At 42.5% G+C, this 20,045-nt stretch carries 15 protein-coding genes, 1 other RNA gene and 2 pseudogenes; 6 read left to right on the top strand and 12 right to left on the bottom strand.

The genetic code is table 11. The annotated features are described in order from the left end of the window. The first annotated feature begins 89 nt into the window (after positions 1-89). Entirely contained in the window at positions 90-449 is a 360-nt protein-coding gene (gene bamE, locus F0251_RS10150) for an outer membrane protein assembly factor BamE (RefSeq protein WP_004735159.1), read from the top strand. 184 nt (positions 450-633) lie between these two features. Here bamE and F0251_RS10145 read toward each other — a convergent pair whose 3' ends face one another. Together F0251_RS10145 and F0251_RS10140 are read right to left on the bottom strand one after the other, a co-directional pair. Further along, entirely contained in the window at positions 634-942 is a 309-nt protein-coding gene (locus F0251_RS10145; protein WP_004737569.1) for an RnfH family protein, read from the bottom strand. A 3-nt stretch (positions 943-945) separates the two neighbouring features. After that, positions 946-1,374, bottom strand: a complete 429-nt coding sequence (locus F0251_RS10140; RefSeq protein WP_008223363.1) for an SRPBCC family protein — start codon at positions 1,372-1,374, stop codon at positions 946-948. A 119-nt stretch (positions 1,375-1,493) separates the two neighbouring features. On the opposite strand from F0251_RS10140, the gene smpB reads away from it, so the two are divergent. From smpB to F0251_RS10125, 3 genes are all read left to right on the top strand, one after another. Next, positions 1,494-1,979 carry an SsrA-binding protein SmpB gene (gene smpB, locus F0251_RS10135; RefSeq protein ID WP_061033262.1) on the top strand — a complete coding sequence of 162 codons (486 nt, stop codon included), beginning with the start codon at positions 1,494-1,496 and terminating at the stop codon, positions 1,977-1,979. 65 nt (positions 1,980-2,044) lie between these two features. Beyond that, positions 2,045-2,411, top strand: a transfer-messenger RNA (tmRNA) gene (gene ssrA / locus F0251_RS10130). Between the two features lie 321 nt (positions 2,412-2,732). Next, positions 2,733-4,280, top strand: a complete 1,548-nt coding sequence (locus tag F0251_RS10125; RefSeq protein ID WP_171730916.1) for a DNA cytosine methyltransferase — start codon at positions 2,733-2,735, stop codon at positions 4,278-4,280. Positions 4,281-4,327: 47 nt separating this feature from the next. Here F0251_RS10125 and F0251_RS10120 read toward each other — a convergent pair whose 3' ends face one another. From F0251_RS10120 to F0251_RS10095, 6 genes and pseudogenes are all read right to left on the bottom strand, one after another. Further along, a complete protein-coding gene (locus F0251_RS10120; protein ID WP_050633786.1) occupies positions 4,328-4,903 on the bottom strand; it encodes a GIY-YIG nuclease family protein in 576 nt (191 codons plus the stop codon). Between the two features lie 33 nt (positions 4,904-4,936). Beyond that, the gene (locus tag F0251_RS10115; RefSeq protein WP_171730915.1) at positions 4,937-6,991 is read right to left on the bottom strand and encodes an AIPR family protein; all 2,055 of its coding nucleotides are present in this window, start codon (positions 6,989-6,991) and stop codon (positions 4,937-4,939) included. 1 nt (position 6,992) lies between these two features. Next, positions 6,993-7,958, bottom strand: a complete 966-nt coding sequence (locus F0251_RS10110) for a PD-(D/E)XK motif protein (protein WP_050633788.1) — start codon at positions 7,956-7,958, stop codon at positions 6,993-6,995. Then, positions 7,955-10,657 carry a Z1 domain-containing protein gene (locus tag F0251_RS10105; protein WP_171730914.1) on the bottom strand — a complete coding sequence of 901 codons (2,703 nt, stop codon included), beginning with the start codon at positions 10,655-10,657 and terminating at the stop codon, positions 7,955-7,957. Before F0251_RS10105 ends, F0251_RS10110 begins: the two co-directional genes overlap by 4 nt. Next, positions 10,657-12,066, bottom strand: coding sequence for an ATP-binding protein (locus tag F0251_RS10100; RefSeq protein ID WP_050633790.1), 1,410 nt, complete (start codon positions 12,064-12,066; stop codon positions 10,657-10,659). Before F0251_RS10100 ends, F0251_RS10105 begins: the two co-directional genes overlap by 1 nt. Before the next feature lie 192 nt (positions 12,067-12,258). Beyond that, positions 12,259-12,436: pseudogene (locus tag F0251_RS10095) on the bottom strand (AlpA family transcriptional regulator). A 164-nt stretch (positions 12,437-12,600) separates the two neighbouring features. Between F0251_RS10095 and F0251_RS10090 the strand changes: the two are divergent. Next, positions 12,601-12,837 (top strand): annotated as a pseudogene (locus F0251_RS10090) (JAB domain-containing protein); the annotation flags it as partial. Between the two features lie 282 nt (positions 12,838-13,119). Here F0251_RS10090 and F0251_RS10085 read toward each other — a convergent pair. The 4 genes from F0251_RS10085 to F0251_RS10070 all read right to left on the bottom strand — a co-directional run bounded on the left by F0251_RS10085 (position 13,120) and on the right by F0251_RS10070 (position 18,687). Continuing rightward, on the bottom strand, positions 13,120-15,000 hold the full coding sequence (locus F0251_RS10085) for a RimK/LysX family protein (RefSeq protein ID WP_171730913.1): 1,881 nt from the start codon (positions 14,998-15,000) through the stop codon (positions 13,120-13,122). 305 nt (positions 15,001-15,305) lie between these two features. After that, on the bottom strand, positions 15,306-16,115 hold the full coding sequence (locus tag F0251_RS10080; RefSeq protein ID WP_065104999.1) for a M15 family metallopeptidase: 810 nt from the start codon (positions 16,113-16,115) through the stop codon (positions 15,306-15,308). Positions 16,116-16,195: 80 nt separating this feature from the next. Further along, positions 16,196-16,924 (bottom strand): DUF429 domain-containing protein, encoded by a 729-nt coding sequence (locus tag F0251_RS10075; RefSeq protein ID WP_171730912.1) that lies wholly within the window; start codon positions 16,922-16,924, stop codon positions 16,196-16,198. A gap of 50 nt (positions 16,925-16,974) precedes the next feature. Continuing rightward, the gene (locus tag F0251_RS10070) at positions 16,975-18,687 is read right to left on the bottom strand and encodes a bifunctional 2-polyprenyl-6-hydroxyphenol methylase/3-demethylubiquinol 3-O-methyltransferase UbiG (protein WP_171730911.1); all 1,713 of its coding nucleotides are present in this window, start codon (positions 18,685-18,687) and stop codon (positions 16,975-16,977) included. A 270-nt stretch (positions 18,688-18,957) separates the two neighbouring features. Here F0251_RS10070 and F0251_RS10065 point away from each other — a divergent pair, with 270 nt between their 5' ends. Then, positions 18,958-19,902, top strand: a complete 945-nt coding sequence (locus F0251_RS10065; protein ID WP_171730910.1) for a hypothetical protein — start codon at positions 18,958-18,960, stop codon at positions 19,900-19,902. Positions 19,903-20,045: the final 143 nt, after the last annotated feature.

Raw genomic sequence — 20,045 nt, 5'->3', positions numbered from 1 at the left:
TAACAAGCTCAAAGCGCAAGGAGCTTTTTACTTCTTGCTGGAGCTTGTTTATTATCAGGCAGTATTTTAGCGAAGAAAGATCTCAAACTATGCGAATTAAAAAGTGGTTAGTTGCAGTTCCACTTGCACTAACAATGTTGACCGGTTGCTCTCTACTAGAGAAGTTGGTTTATCGAATTGACATCAATCAGGGTAACTATGTTGAACAAGAAGCTGTCGACCAGCTCAAGTTTGGCATGACAAAAACACAAGTTCGTTACGTTATGGGCTCACCTATGCTTATCGAAAATGGCTACCCAGATACGTGGTACTACATTTACCACCACCAAAAAGGTCATGAAGACCCGATTCAGAAAAACCTCGTCGTGAACTTTGATGCTACTGGCACCCTAGTTACGATCAACGGTGATTTTGAAGCCAGTGATGAGTTCTTCGAAAGCCTTCGCTAGCTTTCAATAGACAAGCTCTCAGCTGATAAAGCTACCCGTAGACAAAGTAAGAATCTTAAAAGCCTGCTCACTGAGCAGGCTTTTTAATATTTGCTTACAAATTAACCCGCCGAATCTCACTCACAGACATAAAAAAGCTCGCCAATGTGGCGAGCTCTCTGTGAATTCAATCCGTTTTTCGATGCTATTTAGCAGCAGCGGCTTTTGCTTGTTCGGCACGTTTACGGCGAATCTCTTTTGGATCAGCCAGCAGTGCACGGTAAATTTCAATTCGGTCTTTATCACGAACCGTTGCATCTAGCTTAACGTTGCGGCTGAACACGCCAACCTTGTTTTTCGCTAAGTCGATCTCTGGGTAAAGTTCCAAAACACCAGACTGCGCAATAATCTCTTCAACGGTCGCGTTCTTGTTCACAACCAAAGTAAACACACGCTGCTCATGCGGAAGTGCAAACACAACTTCTACGTGGATCATATCTGATTCAATAGTCATGGTTTAGTAAACCTGTTTCGCTCGTTGAGTAAATGCGCTCACCATGTTGGTCGTTAGCTCATTGAAAATCTTACCAAATGCCATTTCAATCATTCGGCTAGAGAATTCAAACTCTAACTTAAGCTCGACCTTACAGGCCTGATCATCCAACGGGGTAAAATACCAACCGCCTTGCAGTTTCTTGAACGGGCCGTCCACCAGCTCCATCAATATCTCAGCGCCATCCGCTAAGCGGTTAGACGTTGTAAATGTTTTGCTGATACCGGCTTTAGAGACATCAACCGAAGCCACCATAGCGGAATCTGAAGATTCGATCACACGAGAACCAGAACACCCTGGCAAAAACTCAGGATAACGAGCAACATCATTGACCAAGCTAAACATCTGGTCGGCACTAAATGAAACTAATGCTGAACGAGTAACCTTTGGCATATAGACTCCTGTTAAAGACGGCGTTACATTAACACAAACTGCAATTTTAATTGTATTGGGCCAGAGCGCAAATAAAAAGGATTCCCCAACTAGGGCGCAATCCGTATAATGAGGCCATTATGGCAAAGAATAAATCAAAATCAAAAGCCGGTAGCAATACCATTGCGCTTAATAAGAAAGCTCGCCACGAATATTTCATCGATGATGAGATAGAAGCGGGGCTTGAGCTACAAGGCTGGGAAGTAAAATCCCTACGTGAAGGCAAAACGAATATCGCAGAAAGCTACGTATACATCCGTGATGGCGAAGCATTCATTAGTGGTATGACAATCACTCCGCTTACTCAAGCGAGTACTCATATCGTGGCGAACCCAACACGTATCCGTAAACTCCTAATGTCGAGAAAAGAACTCGATAACCTTATCGGTCGTATAAATCGTGAAGGCATGACACTTGTCGCAACCGCACTTTACTGGTCTCGCTCTTGGGCGAAGATTAAGATCGGCGTAGCGAAGGGTAAAAAGCTGCACGATAAACGTACTGATATGAAAGAAAAAGATTGGGCGAGAGATAAAGCACGAATTATGAAGAGTAATTTGCGCTAATTTTAAGCACTTAAACGCACAGTGCTAGACAGGGTAAGCTTTTCTGGTACTATGCAAGAACACTTGGGGCTGATTTAGGATTCGACAGGAATTTTGAAGTCTGAGGTGCATGCCGTGGGGCGGTTGGCCACGTAAAAAGCCGCAAAAAAATAGTCGCAAACGACGAAAACTACGCACTAGCAGCTTAATAACCTGCTCAGAGCTCTCTTGCCCTAGCTTCCGCTCGTAAGACGGGGACCAACAAGAGATCAAACCCAAACAAGCTAGCGTGGCTTCTCCCACCTGAGAGGAAAAGCGCGAATTATAATTCAGGTTAGCCTTTAACTAGCGTGTCGGTTCGCAGGTTGCTGGTGAATTTAAAGATCGACTAAGCATGTAGTACCAATGATGAATAGTTTTTGGACGCGGGTTCAACTCCCGCCAGCTCCACCAAACGTTTGGAAAGGGCCAACTCGAAAGAGTTGGCCCTTTTTGTTTGCCTTCATGTCTCGCCCTGAAATGTGTTTACACATTGAAGACGAATTATGACTACTTCAAATAATACCTACGTTAAGCGCACTCAGCGTGACATTTAGAACGATTTATACCAATGCTAACCACGTAGAGGTGGTATATAGAAGCATTGAAATTGGCTTATGTGTCTAAACTTCACCCCCTTCCAATCTATATTAACAAGAACAACCATATCTTGTTGCCCTAAGAATTTAGCCTGGTATGATTGCCTAGAATTTTAATCAAAAGAAATAGTAAAAAATGGAAGCAGGCGAAATTCTAGTTATTGATCTATTTGCTGGTCCTGGTGGGCTTGGTGAAGGGATCTCGTCATGTACTACTAAAAATGGTATTAAGCCATTTGATATTGGCGTGTCGGTCGAAAAAGAACCATCAGCACATAGAACACTGACAACTAGAGCATTTTTTAGAAAAATCGCAGATAACTCCGCAGCTAGAAATGATTACTATAAATACGTTCGTGGTCTAATTACTCGCGATGAGCTTTTTTCTATATACAATACTCAAGCTCAAGCGGCACTTAAGGAAACATTATATCAACCAAGGGCTCTTGGTGAAGATAACGAGCTTATCCATGAAAGGATTCAAGAACTAGTCACCGGACACCAAGGTCCTAAGATAGTCATTGGCGGGCCTCCTTGCCAAGCATACTCTTTAGCTGGACGTTCTCGTAATGCGGGTATTAAAGATTATAAAGCCGAGGATGATCATCGACATTTTTTATACAAAGAATACTTAAAAGTCATATCTATTGCTCAACCTGAAGTGTTTGTAATGGAAAACGTCCGAGGGATATTGTCGGCTAAAGTTGACGGTAAGATGATGTTTCCCCAAATCCTTGAAGATTTAAGGAACCCTAATACGGTTACTGGTGTAGTTGGTATATCAGGTTACAAAATCTATTCTTTAGTTGTTGATGCGGATGATCAGAAAGATCCTCGCTATATTAACTCATCAGACTTCTTAATACGCTCAGAATTCTATGGCATACCTCAAGCAAGACACCGCGTAATCCTCCTAGGTGTTCGTGACGACATTGAAGCTGTTCCTAAGACATTACAACAGGCAGAAGAATATCCAATTACGACACGAAGTGTACTGAATGATTTACCAAAACTGCGAAGTGGCTTCTCTAAACAAAAAGATGATACCTGTATATGGACTAGTACCGTTAAAAAGCATGCTAAGCAATTAAAGCAATTCTTATGTAATCAGTATCCAAATGAAAAGCTTGCTGGGCTAGATTTAACGCCATATGACAATCTAAAGCGTAAAAATTCAGTACACTCCAATATAGATAGTGCAGAAATTCCGCAGCCACTTAGCAATTGGTTGTTGGATAAAAATTTAGGCTGTGTGCTAAATCATGAAACAAGAGGTCATATGAATGAGGATTTACTTCGTTACGCCTTTTGTGCAACCTACTCATTATTAAATAATGGTGTTTCACCTAAATCTCGTGATTTTCCAACGTTCTTAGCACCAGCACATGCTAACTGGAATACAGGGACACATGCTGATCGATTTCGAGTTCAATCTGCAAATAAAGAAGCAACTACAGTAACCAGCCATATTTCAAAAGATGGCCATTACTTTATCCATTACGATCCAAAACAGTGTCGTAGTTTAACTGTTCGTGAAGCTGCAAGATTACAGACATTCCCAGATAACTATCTATTTGAAGGTAATAGAACACAACAATATGTACAAGTAGGCAATGCTGTGCCACCTTTTTTGGCGCAGCAAATTGGTCAAATCGTGCTAAAACTACTAAATGACGTTACTTAGGGTAAGAAGCTCTTAGTTTTAGGTTTGGCATTTTTCCATATTCCTAATTAGAGCTTCTTGTACTTTCGGCGGTTACCAACTTTAGCACTTTCCAAAACACCTTCTTTGAGCAATAGCCCTAGCACGCTATAGCTAAGGTAATCTTGTTGATTACCTTCATTATCCGATTGTAGACCTAAATAATGAGCACAATCTGAATTTGTTATGCCTTCAGGATTCTCTTCTGCTAATGATGTTATAGAGTCTTTCAATAGTTTAAGGCCAAGTTGAGCTTTTTCTACTGAGCCTATTGCAACGCTAACATTAGAATCTATTTTCCTTGAAATTGATTTAGGTATAACACTGTTGTAGAGAGTGCCACCATTATCGATGGTCCCAAAGCTAGAAATAAATTCAAGTTCAATCTTTAAAGCTTGCTCTTCAGTGATATCTTCGACAATTTTACTAATGATTACTGTGGCACCAGCATCCAGAATGTTTTGAATGTGTTTACCTTTTCGCGTGTCATCTATTCGTTTTAAATGATCAGTTGCTCGGCTTCCTGTACCTTTCCCAATATAGAAAACTTGTGCAGGGCTAACTCGAGTATCTTTTAAGGCATATACGTAATAGGTGTTTGTCATTTTACTTCCCAATAACTACCTTGATATCTGTACTTAATTTTTTATAATATTCTCAAGTGATAACCTTTCCGAATAGCGACTCAATAGTTTAACTAATACTGTAGACTGTTTTTCTGATGGTAGTTTCGCGGGATTTTTTGCTACCTGCAAAATTCCTATCAAAGCCGGTGTTGCTGCATCGTCGTCGAGCAAGTGTAACTCTACTTGATCCCATACTTTCTTAGGTGTTTTTAAAACTCTTTCCTGCGCGTCAATACCGTCATCAATTTTCTGAACCTTCTTGGAAGTTACAGCTTGCTCCATAGCATCCGCTTTGCTTATCAAGAGAGTACTGACCTCAAGAATATCGCACTCTAAATTCTTTACAGTATCCCAGAACATTTGTCGCTTCGCGTATTCACTAGGGTTTCCAACCGGGCGGTGCTCAGAAAGCAATAACTCATGAACTGCATAAGACAACTTACGAAGAGTCATCATAATTGCTTCCGGTATAACTTGCGCTCTCCACATAACATCCAAATTCCAGTCTAAAGAATTCTCACTAACCTCATGTGATAACCGGGCAATAGCATAAGTAACGAGGTTGGCTCGATAACCAGTATACCAATCTTCTTTCATTATCACTTTTTCAAGAGCTCTGAAAATACTGGCTCTACAGATCAGCTTACGAAAATACGACTCATTAAATGCTAAATCATCTTTTTCCCACTGAGCATCGATAAGCTCTGCAAATTTTGCAAAGTTCTTCTGAGCACCTTTACTTACTTCATGTGGTAAGCAATCCCAAGAGTTCATAATCTTTGCTACATCAGTCTTTGTAAGTAACTGTGATCGTGGGTGAAGTTGCTGAAATTGTTTTTTCTTTGACTGTGTTAGATATGCCTGTGAATCTAGATACTGCCCTCTGGCTCTTTCATAAAACCAATGTGTCTGTGCGTTCTGACCTGTACGCACAGGAACCCAAATTCTTCTTGAAAATTCTTCCAGACGAACATGGAATGGATGATTAGAAAAAAGATCTGCATCAGAAACTTTATTCTGGGAGTTTGCGTACCTAGAAATCCTTGGAACAAGCTCTGTTGATGCCTCACTAGAAAGAACAGTTAGTTTCATTTGCAGGGATATTCGCGATAAGTCAGCCTTATCCTTGACGTATGCACTGTAAATAGAGGCTGTTGTTTGCCCACCGTTAACAATCTGGAGGTTTCTAAGCTCAACAATCATTGGTCCATGACTGGTTTGCTCAATTACCACTCCTTGAGCCGTTGTTGTTAATCCGTTGTTATATGCGAAAAAATGGCTTGGATCATTCAGAATGGTTGTCCTGATCCCCTTATTTACTTTACCTCTGTGCTGAAGGAAGCTTCTGACATTCTGCTCAAGTAATCGTGCCCCCCATTCCCCATAGAGCGAAACCAACCTAGTACCTGGCATTACAGCAAGTATTGACTGTTCCCCTTCTGTATCATCATGAGCTATCAAACATGGTAGCGGGTTATCACGAAAGTCTATAATCATCTCCTCTCGCTCATTACGAGAGGATTCGAGTTTAAATATCCGTTTAAGATCCCACAAATGGACGGTACAAGGTCGATCATCAATATCGTCCATTATAACATCACGCATTCTTTCTGAAGTAGGCCTGTTAGACACCACAACAAACCTGATTCTGGATATGTCGGACCAGTTATCCAAAATTAGACGGGCGGCTTGATAGCAGTTGCTAGATGGCTCAAAGACTGAAGGCAAGTGCTCTGTAAGAGTTTTTTTTACAAACTTGAAGAGCTTTTTAATTGCTGATTCAATTTCACGCTTCGTTAGTGTTGACGGCTCTTCTGACGAAGAGATTAGAGTTACAAACAATGACAAAGAAAAGTTACTTGTATCAAAGGAGTAACCATCAATCAACCACCTTCCTGCACCATCTCTACCATCTTCGACGATCACATAATCATCAAATTCACCAGCATCAGATAAAAGGTCAAGGATGTAGCTAAGAAATTCGAATTCAACTAAACGTCCTTCAACATCTGATGAAGCCTTTACATGCTCAATAAGCGAAGTGTAATACTCTGTCAGTTCACTCATATCAGCCCTTAGCTCTCGCACTAATCTCACTAATCGCACATGCCCAGTCAGCAGCTAAGATTAAATCAAGATCATATTTGACTCTACCTATTGCCGATGGAAGGTTATCTCCTGTCAACCGAGGAAAGTCATTTTCAACTAGAAATACTCTAGGTTCACCAAGTTCGAAATACAATTCATCGTAACAATCATCTTTGATATATCGAGCGCTAAGTAATAACTCATCAAAGGCGGCATATTGACTAGATGGAATCATAGTTCTCGTTTCTTCTATAAAGTCGTTAAGTGTCACCCCATCTCCACCCGAAGATAGACCTCCAGGATAGGCAGTTAGAAATAGATGCCCTTCGGCATCAAGTTGCTCGCGTGATGAGATTTTAACAACACTTGAATCAAAAGCATGAGATTTAATTTCTACTGTCACACCAATAGTCTCATCATAGAAGTCCTGTGCTGCCCCCATAGGCCCCTGCCAGCCCAAAACACCGTTTGTAGATACATCAGGGATCCAAGTTTCACGTAAAAACTTTAGTTCAGAAATGAGCCCTAAGCACTCTTCTGGACTCAGCTTTCGCCTCCCCTTTTCAAACAACCTTTGCCACACAAGAACTCTACGCTTTAAAATCGCCACAATCTGCTCTGGAGATGTAGAAAACTGACATGAGGACATAAGGTCAAGGCACAGCCGATAAAATACTGTCGCAAGCTCAGACGCACCGATTACCACCCCTAAATAATGCTCACCATTCATATCATTAACACGAGCAATATTTAGCTTTGACGTTCCCTTTATAGATGCAGTTGAAGTAACTGCATCACTGGGAAGCTGGATAGCAACACCAAATTGACCATCTTTACATCGTATCCAGTACCATGAATTATTTTTCTCTTGATCCACTAGTATTGTTGTTAATGCACCAGTTCTAGGTACTCGCATATTTGTCCATGGCGTTTCAATACTACTCATAATTCAGACTCATCGATTAACTCTATGCCATATTTTTCAAACCAATCGATAGTCACATTCCACAGAACATCAGGTTGAGGTTCAGAAGACTCAGGAATGGATATGGCCCAACCAAGAACATCACGCTCTGACAAGATATTTTTCCTATCGGAACCATCGTATTCACATGCTTTAATAACATGAAAAATTAGCGTAGGCTTCTTCCTAGCAGCTCGGTACTTCTTATCGGCAACAAGTCCTGAGCCTTGCTCCACAGCATCAATTTCATCTTGAGTGAGTCCTAACGCTTCTACCCCACGGCTAGTAATCGATTGTTTTCGACTTAACCGTAATTCATGAAGGTTTTTCTCGTTCTTTGGTTTATCAACTATCCCTCTTCGTAGGCGTGCAAATCTCTCCCCATCACTTGCTACCCATTCACCTTCTTTGGCCTTATTTGGCTGATAAACAAATACATCCCAAATTGCTAATTCATCACCTGAACGTTCCTCCAGGTACTGTAGGAACAAGTTATTCTCTGCCCAAAAACCACAACTTGGATGATTATTAAATGTTCTAAGACCTTTGATAATATTTCCTGCGTCTACATTCTTAAAATGAATATGCTGACGATGTGCTTTTGGTATATCAGAACCGCTGTAACGTTTATCCGCTATTCGTCCTAGAAAGTTAGAGAACTCATCAAAGTTGTTTTCAATGACATCTGGTCTTGAGTCAACACAATCTGTTTCCAAAAGTCTGTTATCAAAACGAAGTCGGGTCATAATAGTTTTTGCTGTTCTCATCTTGTTGGCCGCGGTTACCATCAGCGAATCTGGAGACGCCTGAACTCGAAGACCAAACTCGCTTGGAGTCATCTTTCTGCGCTGCATCTCAGCGGCTTGTTCACGTAAGTCGTCAGATGCTTCCGAGATATGAGCGTACCAATCCAAGGACTCGGAGGTAATCCAAAGACGTAACAGATCTTGATATCCATCTCTGTAACCATACCAACGTCCCATTTGCATGAGGCTGTCATACATTACCGAACGTCGATAAAAGTAGCTTACAACCAACCCTTCAAGCGTAAGGCCGCGACTGAGTTTAAGACCACCTATCGCAATCTGTTTTTTGGGACCATCTTTTTCATATGTCAGCGAATCACCGGATTTGCTGTGAACTGTAACTGTTTTAGGTTTCTCCATTTCAGCCAGAGAACTACGCACTTCATCCCAAGACTCTTTGGAGCAACCTTCGTAATGCTTACTCCAGATAGAGTAAAGAGCCTTCATACCCTCAGAGCTAACTTCAGATCCTAGTTTATGTGCGTGTACAGTTATCGCACTCCAATATTCATCTAGGCAAGTATCCACCAAAGGAGTGATATCAGACTGTACTGTCGTTAACCTCGACATATTGATAAGCATTGAGTCATGGTCGTGCTTGATCAGGTACTTATTACGGCGGATATCCTTAATAGCACAGGCTAGGAGGAAAGCTCCGATAGCTTCTTTTAACGACTTAGGTATGGAGGTAACAGCAGTACCCGGCTTGTGAGTTATAGGGAGATGTTCTCCCGCATCTTCAATTTCAACACAGGTTCGATCTGTCACCTCGTTATTCCTAAAGAAATAACGTGCACCACAGTAATTATTTGGCGGCTCCAATGCCACGATAAAGTCTTTAGGGAACAGATCGTCAGTGTCAGCCCTATCGCCTTCCGAATCTGGATGAATGAATATATTAGCAAAAGGAGTAGCCGTATAAGCTACATAGCTCGATTTTCTACATGCATGAAGTACTTCACGTATCAGACGATTGATGGTTTTTGGATCTTCATCATCGTTACCTGTATTAACTGAAGCATTGTCAGCTTCATCATCAATAATTAAGACAGGCTGTTCCACTCCACCATTTTTTGCATTGACCTCAGAAGTTAGCCAAGTAACAAGTCGTTGCAGTGGGTGCTTGTTCTTTTTGGTGACAACAAGAATTGGCTCACTTATTGTGGAAATTCTGTAACGAGGGTCCTTCTTGATATCATCATCTCTATCTGTCAGACAGAATGGAAGCCTTGAGTCATTTGAGCGACCAACCCCTATTATTTTTGTTTCTCTGTCTTTACTGGACTTCCCCGCAATTGAGACGCTACCAACAAAATCTTTATCAAGCCTTTCCTGAGTTTGCTGCCTGAGATCTTCTACGGTTCCGGTCAAGACAATGATTAGTTTATAGCCTGCATCGGCAGCCTTGTTGATTAAAGCAGAATAGTTGTTAGTTTTTCCAGCTTGGACATCACCGATCACCATTCCTCGACACGGAAAACCTGAGCTAGATTCAGGATCGCCAATGAGAGAAAGAATTCGGTCAGTATCAGTATCAGTCCTTTTTAATACACTTTCTGGTATATCTTTAGTCTTAAAATGATCCTTGAAGCGTCGCCAATAGTACCAGTCAATCGTCTGCTTCTTGTCTTCTGTTAACCACTCTTTACGTGGTTCATCGCTGATTAGGATTGCCGCCTCACCAACGGTAACAGCAACTTTTTCTCGAAAAAGTTTTTCGATAACCTCAACATCAGCCTGCTCAAGGTTTAGTTTGGTTCGATAGCTATCTAACTGCTCGTCAATCCAGTTTTTTGTTATTTCTCGATCGTAACGGTGTGCGTCTTTTTCCATCTGATTCACAACCATTTCAACGATTGTATCCTTAGATAACATTACCTAACCTCTATCTTATTTATAATTTTCTCGGCCTGCTCTCTAGTAAGGCCAATATTGCTGTCGTGAACTAACGCATTAAAGATAATTTCAAGATCGATTCCGGCTTTGAATAGACTTTCAGCCAATTTCTGACCTTGACCAAACAAACCTTCAGAGTCTTGATCTAGTTTTATATTTGTCGCGGACACATCATTTTTTATCAATGCTAAAGGCAACGCAGTCTCGATAATGCTTACTAAAGCAGACCTTGTTTGACCGCAAGTAATTGACTGTAGCATTAAAGCAAGCGCAGAATGACTGCGGTTAAGAACGTAATGAACTTGTTCTTTATCTCTATCATAAACTCGCTGCCAAACTGGCTCTATATCTAACGATGGCATCTTTGCCCGGCGAGTGAACGTAGTTGATGACTTCTTTGAACACTGAATTATGACTCTTCTAAGCTGCTCACGAAGTGAAGCGGGTAAATCTACTCGAGACTTCCGTACGTCAATACGCCATAAATGATCAGCATTGTTATCAAAATCCACTTGAACTCGAGCTAACTTGTTAGCTTCAGATGCTCTAGCAAGCCGATACCAGCTCCCGGAAGATATTAGTCTTCCCGCACGATAAATATATAAGCCTTGCCCAGCATGATGTTCACCGTTAAGAGATACTCTTTGAGCAAATGAGTGAGTCATGCTAGATGGGTGCGGTAATAGGTAGGCTTTTATCTTGATAGAGCAATGACCCAACCTCAGAGTCTCATCAGACAATAAAGTCGATGCTTGTCTGCCAGTTTCAGGCCGGGTTGCGAACGGATCCATCCCCTTAATAAGCCGTTTATTAAGACGCAGAGTAAGTTTCTTTGTACCCTCCCTACCTCTTATAAATCGATGAAAAGTAAGTGCAAGGTGATCAACTAGAGCGCTAACGCGCCTATCATAAGCTCGCTCAGCACTGGCAGCAGTTAAGTCTAAAGCTCTATCAAAAGTATTCCATATAACTGCAGTACCTTTTGAATGTTCGAATCCAACATCTTTCAGGTACAACTCACATTCAGCGGGCTTAATAATTTGCGCTAACCACTGGTTTTCTCTCTCAACTAAATCAAGATCCCATCGTATTCCGTACCAATCATCATTGCTGTCTGCCCTACTGATAAGTGTAAGCTTCTTGCATTGAGAAAATGATGCCGTTTTAAGCCCCATTCCAAATCGACCAAGGTCATTTTCAGAACGCTCATTGTCAGGACCAATAGTACCAAGCTGCATAGCTTTCTGTACTTCCGTTGGCGTCATACCATAGCCATCATCTATGATAGCAAGTACTGGATCAGCATTGCGCCATTCTGTAAATATTTCGACAGATCCTGCCCTTGCGGATATGGAGTTATCAATTAAATCAGCAACCGCAGATTCCATTGAATATCCAATACTTCTAAGACTCTGGACAAATGGCCCAGCCACTGGAGGTAACGACAACAGCTTCATAATTGACAATAACTCTCAATAAACCGTGAACTATTGACCCAACATAATCCACTACATGTCACATATACACACTAAAGCATAATAACGAATAAAGCCGATATAATCGAGAAGCTAGGCTATTGATTATAAATAAGTTGTGATATCACCCTTGATCTCGCAATAGTTCACCTCTAGCCAAGCCACATCTCTATCCCCTAAACAGATGGACTTAGGAAACTCGTCATTATTCATCTTACGATAAATTCGTAGAGCGGCTCAGGGCTGTCTTTTGCATTACTTCTTTTAGTTTTAGAAATCTCATGTCGGTATCTCCTTTATTCATCCACAAAAGGAGTTCGATGTGTATTTTTTAACCCAAGACGTCTCATAAGGTTCCAGCCACGTTCCAAGGTTCAACTCAAAGAATTTTCAAGCACATATTACCTAGGTACATATCCAAACAGATGCACCTAGGAGAGTTGAATTATGCAAATAGAAAATTTATCGACAGATTACCCAACAACAAACCAATTATCCGACCACTAGGTACTAGAGCAAGCGGCAGAGATCATTGCTAACAAGTATCTGAGGGGCGACGTATTTTCTAGTCCAGAAGCGACAAAGGAATTTTTAACCTACAAACTGGCGAACTATGAAAGAGAGGTATTTGCTGTCTTGATGCTAGATAACCAGCATCGACTTATTGAGTTTAAAGAACTGTTCTTAATAACTAGGGAATAATCAAACCAAGTATAGTTAGTTATATACCAACAATTTTAATTACAAGATCAACTCCCGCCAGCTCCATCAAACGTTTGGAAAGGGCCAACTCGAAAGAGTTGGCCCTTTTTGTTTGCCTAAAGCCCACAAAATGAGATGAGTTCAACGGCAAAGCAACTAGCAAATAACTCATCAAAGCAGTTAGTTATTAAAAAACCACACATCCCATTACTGAAATGTGTGGCCGTTTAGAACTGTTCAATTTAGCTTTAGTAAGTTAAGGCGTTACTCCATTTTCCCTAGTACGTAATCTTCATCACTACTTACTACCGCGCCGTACTTCAGGAAGTTCTTACCTAGAATCATGCTGTATTCGAAGCGAGAACGGTCTTGAAGGTTCACTCTCACCTCTTTTTCTAGGTCGCCTAGCTTCACTTTCATTTCGACGACAGGGCGAATGTTAACCTTCTCGCCTTTCTTCGCCTTAATGCGCATCACATCAATCACTGGCTTGGTGAACTCTTGCTTATCGCCTTGGTTGTTCTGATAAGTAAAGGTCACCATGTCTTGGCCATCTTTCTTAAATCTCTTAATGTTCACCGCGTTCATTGAGCTCACATCAGCACCGGTATCTAGCTTGGCAGGGAATGTCATGCCGTTCACTTCAACCACTTCAATGTGCCCTACTTTAAACAGAGGCTCGGCTTTCAATAGGTAGTCAGAGCGCGTGTTTACATAAACACCCTCTTTGGCCATCTTCTTACCGAGAATGAAGTAAGCTTCTTTTTCATTGCTGTTTAGCACATCTATAGCAAACTCTTGTGTGCGAACCTTGCCAGAGGCCGAGAACTCACCACTTACAACTGGGCGACTATCATCTCCGACTTTAAGCTTTTTAATGATTGGCTTTGTGACCTTCTGCTGTTCGCCATTCGCGTCAGTTAGGTAAAACTCAACGGATTCATCTTTACCCTTGCCGACAATCTCAAAGCTGTCCACCTTCAATAGAGGCGTGTTTACAGTAAAAGAAGCCACAGCCTTAAGCGGGAAGTCATCCAGTGTGATGTCCTCTTCCGGTGAGATAATCATAGGCTCACCCGACTCCGCCACATCACTAAAGCTCTCTGAACCTTCTGATAAAATGTTTTCAGCACTGGTGTCTATCATGAAGAGTTCGCTAGCGGTACTGGTTCCAAATCTCAACTGTGACTCACTACTTGAACGCTCACGTAGGTAAACCAGAACGTCTTTGGTGGTGTTCTCATCCAGTTGAACGGGAACATAGACTAAAGGTCTCTTCTTACCACTCACGCTTAGCATACGAACCAACGGCAATGTCATCTCTTTTTGCTTGCCATTGTTGTCGAACATATCAAACGTCACTTGTTTGTTCTTTTTGTCTATGTCGATGTCTTTTGCATGCAAAATGCTGTAGCGGTTCTTTAACGAGAAAGTCGCATTCATATCCATTCCCGAGATAGACACCACCTCTTTACGGCCAACCACGGTTGCGTTCTCTTGCTCTTGCAAATAGTCGTAGCCAGCAAATACCAGTGCGTTATCCGCTAGGAAGGTTTTACCGATCAATACAGGCGCAGAGAAGTGGCTTCTGTCTGTCAGGTTAACATCGGTTTTTAGCTCTTGGTCTGCGATGGTCAGCGACATTTTAATGGTCGGGCGAAGCAAAGGCGTGCTGCTGGTACGGCTTCGTATCATGCTGACACGCTCTAAAGGCGCTTTAATTAATACCATGTCACCCGTACGTGGGTTTTGAACCTTGAAAGAGACCACCGCTTCATATTTTGTAAAGGTACTGCCACCCCAATCATCGTAATCAACATCGGAATTGTTCAACAGGTCTTCGGTTATTGCCGCCATCAACTCTTTGTCTTTGAGGTTTTTGTAGTCGGCATTCGTGCTCTTCACATGAATGTCTTCAGCATGCATAGAAGTGGTTTCTGCACCGGTATCAATTTTACCAATGAAAGGAACATCTTTAAGCCCTTGAACACTAGAGAGGTACACATTCTCTGTACGGCCTAATACCGCCTTACCATCGAGTTCGTAAGTCGGGTTTTGAGTGGTGTGTGAAGTGTCTGTAGCCAAAGAATATTGTGAAAAAAGTAGAGTGCTTAAAAGAGTTAGAGCCAAAGGTATCTTTTTCATTAGTTGGTCCGTTGTGATCAGTTCACTAATAATACTGGCGATTCGGCAAAGAGTTCCCCCACCAGTAATGGTTCTCACAAAACGTTAACGCTATGAGTTTTTCAATGACAAACCGATGACTTTGCGTTGCATTCGCTTATCGATTATTGACTAATGGATACCCAATAACCTGTTCAATACGTGGTGTTCTATTAAAAAAATGAATACAAAAAAGGCCAACGACAAGCGCTGACCTTAGCTATTCAAAACACACCTGAAGCGAGTTTAACTTGCTAAAACACAAACGGTTCTAGATAAACATAGCACTAAAAAGTCCCGACTGTTTTCTTTGCACAGATAGCTCGAGCTTTTTCTGCGTTCTCACCTTTATTTTTGAGGTAGCACTGTCGATAAGATTCGACGTAGCGCTCAAATAACACTTTGGCTTCAGGTTGTGGTTTAGAGAGCAGTTGGTTAACGAATTTTCTTGAGCCGACCTCAAAATGCTGGGTATCGATTGGGCTATTCCAATCCCCTCCCCAGATCATAAATCCGTGATGGGCAAACAGCTCAACCACGTCTTCTGCCATGCCTCGGCGTTCAATTTCGTCACGAGCACGAAAGCGAGTACGGTTCACATAGCGAGTCGCAGATTGTGATGGCTTTACCGTGATGGTTCCGTTGCTATCGAACTCTAAGAAAGGATTTTGAACTGGGTTGATGTCTATCGCCACACCATAGGCATGCTTCGACCAACCTCCTCCACCAGTGACAGGACGAGCGTTAAAGGCACTGCTGTTGTTCGCGTCCATTGAGGCGCTATCATCACCTCTGAATTCACGCATTAGGCGAGCGGAATGAAGAGGGAAATTGCGTTGTTTAAGCTCTGAAAAGATTTGTTCAACAGCAGGCGCAATAACATCAAGCACGATCATATTGCCCTGTTGCGTTTCCCCTTTGAAGTTAATGAAATCGAAATCCACCTTGGATAGTCGCTCACAACCAACGGGCGCACCACTACTCAAGACGTTGTTCTTTTCCATCATGTCGCATTGCCATTGAGATATAGGGGCAACTTGAGCATAACTCACTGCACTGAGCAAAGTGGCCAGACAACCGACAATAAAACGTTTCATATCAAAGACTCAAAAATAGTAAGAGTGAAAAGTAGCAGAGTTGAAAAATAACATATTAAGCCAGTGGAGCGCCCGCTTTGTTAGCGCGTTTTGTCCCAATAGACAATCTCTCGAACTCGTCCGTTCTGATCGACATCCGCTTCTCCACCAACATCAGAAAGTTCAGGTAAGGTCGATAATTGCGGAGCGTAATAGGCAATCAACATCAGTACAAAAGCATCGTAAATATCATCTATCGCGACGTCTTTACGCTTGGTATTTGAAATGGCCAACGACAAGCCGTCACACCATTGAGGAGCAAGTTGCTGAATAATAGAAAGTCGTTCCTCTTTGCCTTCTTGTGTTCGTTTGGAAAACGTCAGCGGTTCGTCTTTCAATGCTGCAAACACAACTTCAGGATGTGATTCCCTGATAGAAAGATTGGGATGAGTTTCAATGAGCTCATCAAGCTCGCGAATCTTGGGCACAATTCCCCAAGTCTGTTTAGAAAACTTCTTATCAAGCTGCTCCACATTGGCATTACATCCCGCAATGTAATTGGTTTGGTAAACCGCCTCTCGGCACGGAACGGGAAAAACGGAAGAGCCACGCTTACTGGTGAGAAAGCGCCTTGCTGCTTTATCGCATAATCTATCCGGAGTCTGTGAATCGCTAAAACCAATCGGCATATCGATAAGCGCCGTTGAACCGATAAAATCACTCGCTAGCTCATCAAGTGCCTTTACTACTTTGAACACTGGCTCCTGATCATCAGAGACAATCCAAGCGATCCAACCCGCCTTACAGCCATCAATTCCGATGTATTTCATTGTTTACTCTACCGTTGTTAAAGGATTAAATTTGCGGGTAAACGTGGCGCTCAATGCCACTCATTGATTAGCAGTCGACTTTTCACACCACGTACCTGCAGACCCATTGCGTCAAACACCTCTTCAAAGTCTCGACACTGTGGTGGAATATTAGGTAAAGAAAGGGCCGCTTCAGAAAAGAATTGCTGTTCAAAATGAGCCGAATCACTCCACGCCAATTGCCACCATTCGAGAATACGAGGTTTAGACGCGCGAAGTTTTTCAGCGGTAGGCACTTTGTCACTTTTGCTTAGATTCTCTCTGCTTGTGGTTGGAAAAAGGTTCCACTTATCGTTATTCGGCCAGTAAGCAAAAGGCAGACAGTGATCAACGTGATACTCATTTTTTAACGATTTCCCACTCCAAACACTGACAATGTCTGCATGTTCAGCTCTAAGTTGCTCAACTCTTTTGCGTACGTCACGAGTGTCGTGGTTTCGGTCAATCCAGACTAAACAGTCATGATAGGTCTGTAGTGAAATGTTGCGCTGTCGATTTAACTCAAAACGCTGCATCTCCATCACCCATTGATTCACGACTAGCGGCTCAATCCAAGAGTGATAGATTCTGAAACATTCCCATAAGCTTTCATCCAGTGTGAAGTAACCAAAGCTTGCTAAGAACTCACTATCGATAACCAGTGATTCTCGACTCTTTCGTCGCTGTTGAGGTGGGAGTATCTCAAACAACTTATTCTCTTTGGAACCTTGATAAATAAAGGTCACTGGGCCCGATTTAATGGTGCTGATCGTCTGTGAAAACAACTTCTGCAGTGCTTTGGCTTCATCACCAATCAACAGAGTGCCAATCGCTAAATCATCGGCACTGAGGTGCTTGAGCTTGTTCCAGCCATCGTCTTTTACAAACCCTAGGCCTTTACTCGTGTTGCTGTTTTGCTGAATCCCAATGCCTTCTATATCGATATCAATCAGACGCTTAAATTGCCTCACCCAATACAGAGCAACCAAACCCACAGGTAGAGATATTTTGCCATCGGTTCGATCAAGCACAGCACCTGAATGAGCATCTGCGATTCGTAGCAAGGTTCTTAAGAGAGCCAATTTGTATGTAGCCGACTTATTGTCATTCACAATAATGTGGCGCACCTTGTTTAAGTCACCCGAGCCATCATCTGGCAACGTCATCACTACGGTTTGCCACCAAACCTCACTGCGCTTCAAGGTGTCTTGGCTGTTATCGACATGACGCACTAATAAAGCACTGTTCTTCGACAAACGCTCAAGCTCTTCAACCGAGACCTCATACCCCTCTCGGTCGTCATGAAACTCTCCGTGACGTAGCGTAATCACCAATTTGCCATTTGGGGCGAGCAAGTTAGATAACTTTCTGAATGCTCTCTCTCGATATGACGGTGCAAGGTGCATCCACACAGCACTCACCAGTATCAAGTCAAAACGCATTCCAAGGTTTTCAGTTCGACTCAAGGATGGGAGTGAATCATCCAACCATGTAACATCTGGCCCAGTATATTCTGAGCCCTGCTCACGTAATGACGCGCTGGGTTCTATCGCGATGACTTCCGCACCAGCCTTTTGCATCCATAACGCATCACGGCCACATCCCGCCCCTACATCTAGCACCTTATCGCCCTCTAAAGGCCAATAAGCTTGCCAGCTTTTATGAACAGCTTCGAAAGCAACAGAATGGTACTGCTGGCAAAGTAGGTGAGCATTTTTATCGTAAAAAGGAATCGATGAAGACATATGCGCTATTGGAGTAAGGAGTCTAGCTCCATAGTAATAGTGACCTAACAAGATTACTAGCGGCACATATCGGTTCAGCCACTCCCATCAACATTCACCATTAGTCGCTGTTTTATATAAACATATCTCCACCAACCCATCCAGATAACAAGCGACTAAAATCAAACTCGGTGGAAAAGTGAAACAAACCAGGTGCAAGGCGACAACCGAACAGAGATAATTGTTTTACCGTAATGTCCCCAACCTCAACACTCAGCCGATAGACGCTCAATGACTCAATACTCCTACATAGACATCCCATTCAACCTGCGCCACACCTGTTGGTTTTGTGGTGAGCCTTCTGATCACAGCGTTGAGTTTCCTAAAACCGCTTCGCTTTTTGCCAAGGTTGGTCATACGCCGATAGCACTGCCAGCGTGTAAAGAGTGCGCGAGTGTGAAATATGCCAAAGACCTAACTTCGATTTGGGCGGTGCGCGACCAGATAAAACATGCGCTTATTGATAAGTATGCTAAGCACTTAGGCATTGGTGAGAACTGGACTGAGCAAGAGCTAATAGACAGTGAGTTTACGGGGTCGACACTTGGTGGCTTTGGGCGCAGCGCTTGGAAGATGTATCAAATAGCCAAGCAACGAGTCGAGTATCAAGGTTGGCCTTTGTCGCTTGATAACATCGCCATTGAGGCCTACGACGAAACCAGTGGCTTTGAGTTTGAAGGCACTCGTTATGCTTCAATCCACTCTTGTATCGATTATTTCACCAAGGCAGCCGGGGTAGACAAAGAACTGCTGTCTGAGCTGGTCAATATAGTTTCATCAGAAAGATTTAGCTACGCACTGAGAATTGCAAAGCTGAACAAGAATGTCTCGAATTCCAAGCGTTTGGCTATCATCGATGAGGTGCTGCTGCAAGAATCTGAACAGCAAAAGATTCTGCTGGAACAGGCTAATACAATGTTTAACCCCAATATTGAAGAAGTGTCGGTTGCAGGCTCAACGGCTCCGGTGTTTGCGATTCAATGGGCACTGGCGAACAAGGTGGAAGATTTAGCTCAGCTGTGCGCGCTTGAAGATGATTATTTTGACTATTTCGAACACCTTGGCGGCCCTGCGGCTTTCATGTCTTATAACGGCCTCCAACTCTATTTGGAAGCTCGCCAAAATCCTGAATGGGTAGAAACATCAGACCCAAATAAGCAATATTGGCCCTCATAACCCCGTACTGGTGAACACGTGTAAGCTCGGTAAGCCTGTCTGTGAGTGATTGTTAGTCATTGTTTTATATACAGATCTAAAAATAGGCCTCACACACAGTTAATTGTTGCATTTCGGTTAAATAGAGTGAAAACTTCAATTAT

Origin of the sequence: Vibrio sp. 070316B, assembly GCF_013114115.1 — a bacterium.
Taxonomy (GTDB): Bacteria; Pseudomonadota; Gammaproteobacteria; order Enterobacterales; family Vibrionaceae; genus Vibrio; species Vibrio chagasii_B.
This window is presented reverse-complemented; position numbering and strand designations above follow the sequence as displayed.

What these genes read in the sequence shown, in the direction of transcription:
- bamE (WP_004735159.1), top strand. Translation starts at nt 90, where the DNA reads ATGCGAATTAAAAAGTGGTTAGTTGCAGTTCCACTTGCACTAACAATG.
- F0251_RS10145 (WP_004737569.1), bottom strand. Translation starts at nt 942, where the DNA reads ATGACTATTGAATCAGATATGATCCACGTAGAAGTTGTGTTTGCACTT.
- F0251_RS10140 (WP_008223363.1), bottom strand. Translation starts at nt 1,374, where the DNA reads ATGCCAAAGGTTACTCGTTCAGCATTAGTTTCATTTAGTGCCGACCAG.
- smpB (WP_061033262.1), top strand. Translation starts at nt 1,494, where the DNA reads ATGGCAAAGAATAAATCAAAATCAAAAGCCGGTAGCAATACCATTGCG.
- F0251_RS10125 (WP_171730916.1), top strand. Translation starts at nt 2,733, where the DNA reads ATGGAAGCAGGCGAAATTCTAGTTATTGATCTATTTGCTGGTCCTGGT.
- F0251_RS10120 (WP_050633786.1), bottom strand. Translation starts at nt 4,903, where the DNA reads ATGACAAACACCTATTACGTATATGCCTTAAAAGATACTCGAGTTAGC.
- F0251_RS10115 (WP_171730915.1), bottom strand. Translation starts at nt 6,991, where the DNA reads ATGAGTGAACTGACAGAGTATTACACTTCGCTTATTGAGCATGTAAAG.
- F0251_RS10110 (WP_050633788.1), bottom strand. Translation starts at nt 7,958, where the DNA reads ATGAGTAGTATTGAAACGCCATGGACAAATATGCGAGTACCTAGAACT.
- F0251_RS10105 (WP_171730914.1), bottom strand. Translation starts at nt 10,657, where the DNA reads ATGTTATCTAAGGATACAATCGTTGAAATGGTTGTGAATCAGATGGAA.
- F0251_RS10100 (WP_050633790.1), bottom strand. Translation starts at nt 12,066, where the DNA reads ATGGAATCTGCGGTTGCTGATTTAATTGATAACTCCATATCCGCAAGG.
- F0251_RS10085 (WP_171730913.1), bottom strand. Translation starts at nt 15,000, where the DNA reads ATGAAAAAGATACCTTTGGCTCTAACTCTTTTAAGCACTCTACTTTTT.
- F0251_RS10080 (WP_065104999.1), bottom strand. Translation starts at nt 16,115, where the DNA reads ATGAAACGTTTTATTGTCGGTTGTCTGGCCACTTTGCTCAGTGCAGTG.
- F0251_RS10075 (WP_171730912.1), bottom strand. Translation starts at nt 16,924, where the DNA reads ATGAAATACATCGGAATTGATGGCTGTAAGGCGGGTTGGATCGCTTGG.
- F0251_RS10070 (WP_171730911.1), bottom strand. Translation starts at nt 18,687, where the DNA reads ATGTCTTCATCGATTCCTTTTTACGATAAAAATGCTCACCTACTTTGC.
- F0251_RS10065 (WP_171730910.1), top strand. Translation starts at nt 18,958, where the DNA reads ATGACTCAATACTCCTACATAGACATCCCATTCAACCTGCGCCACACC.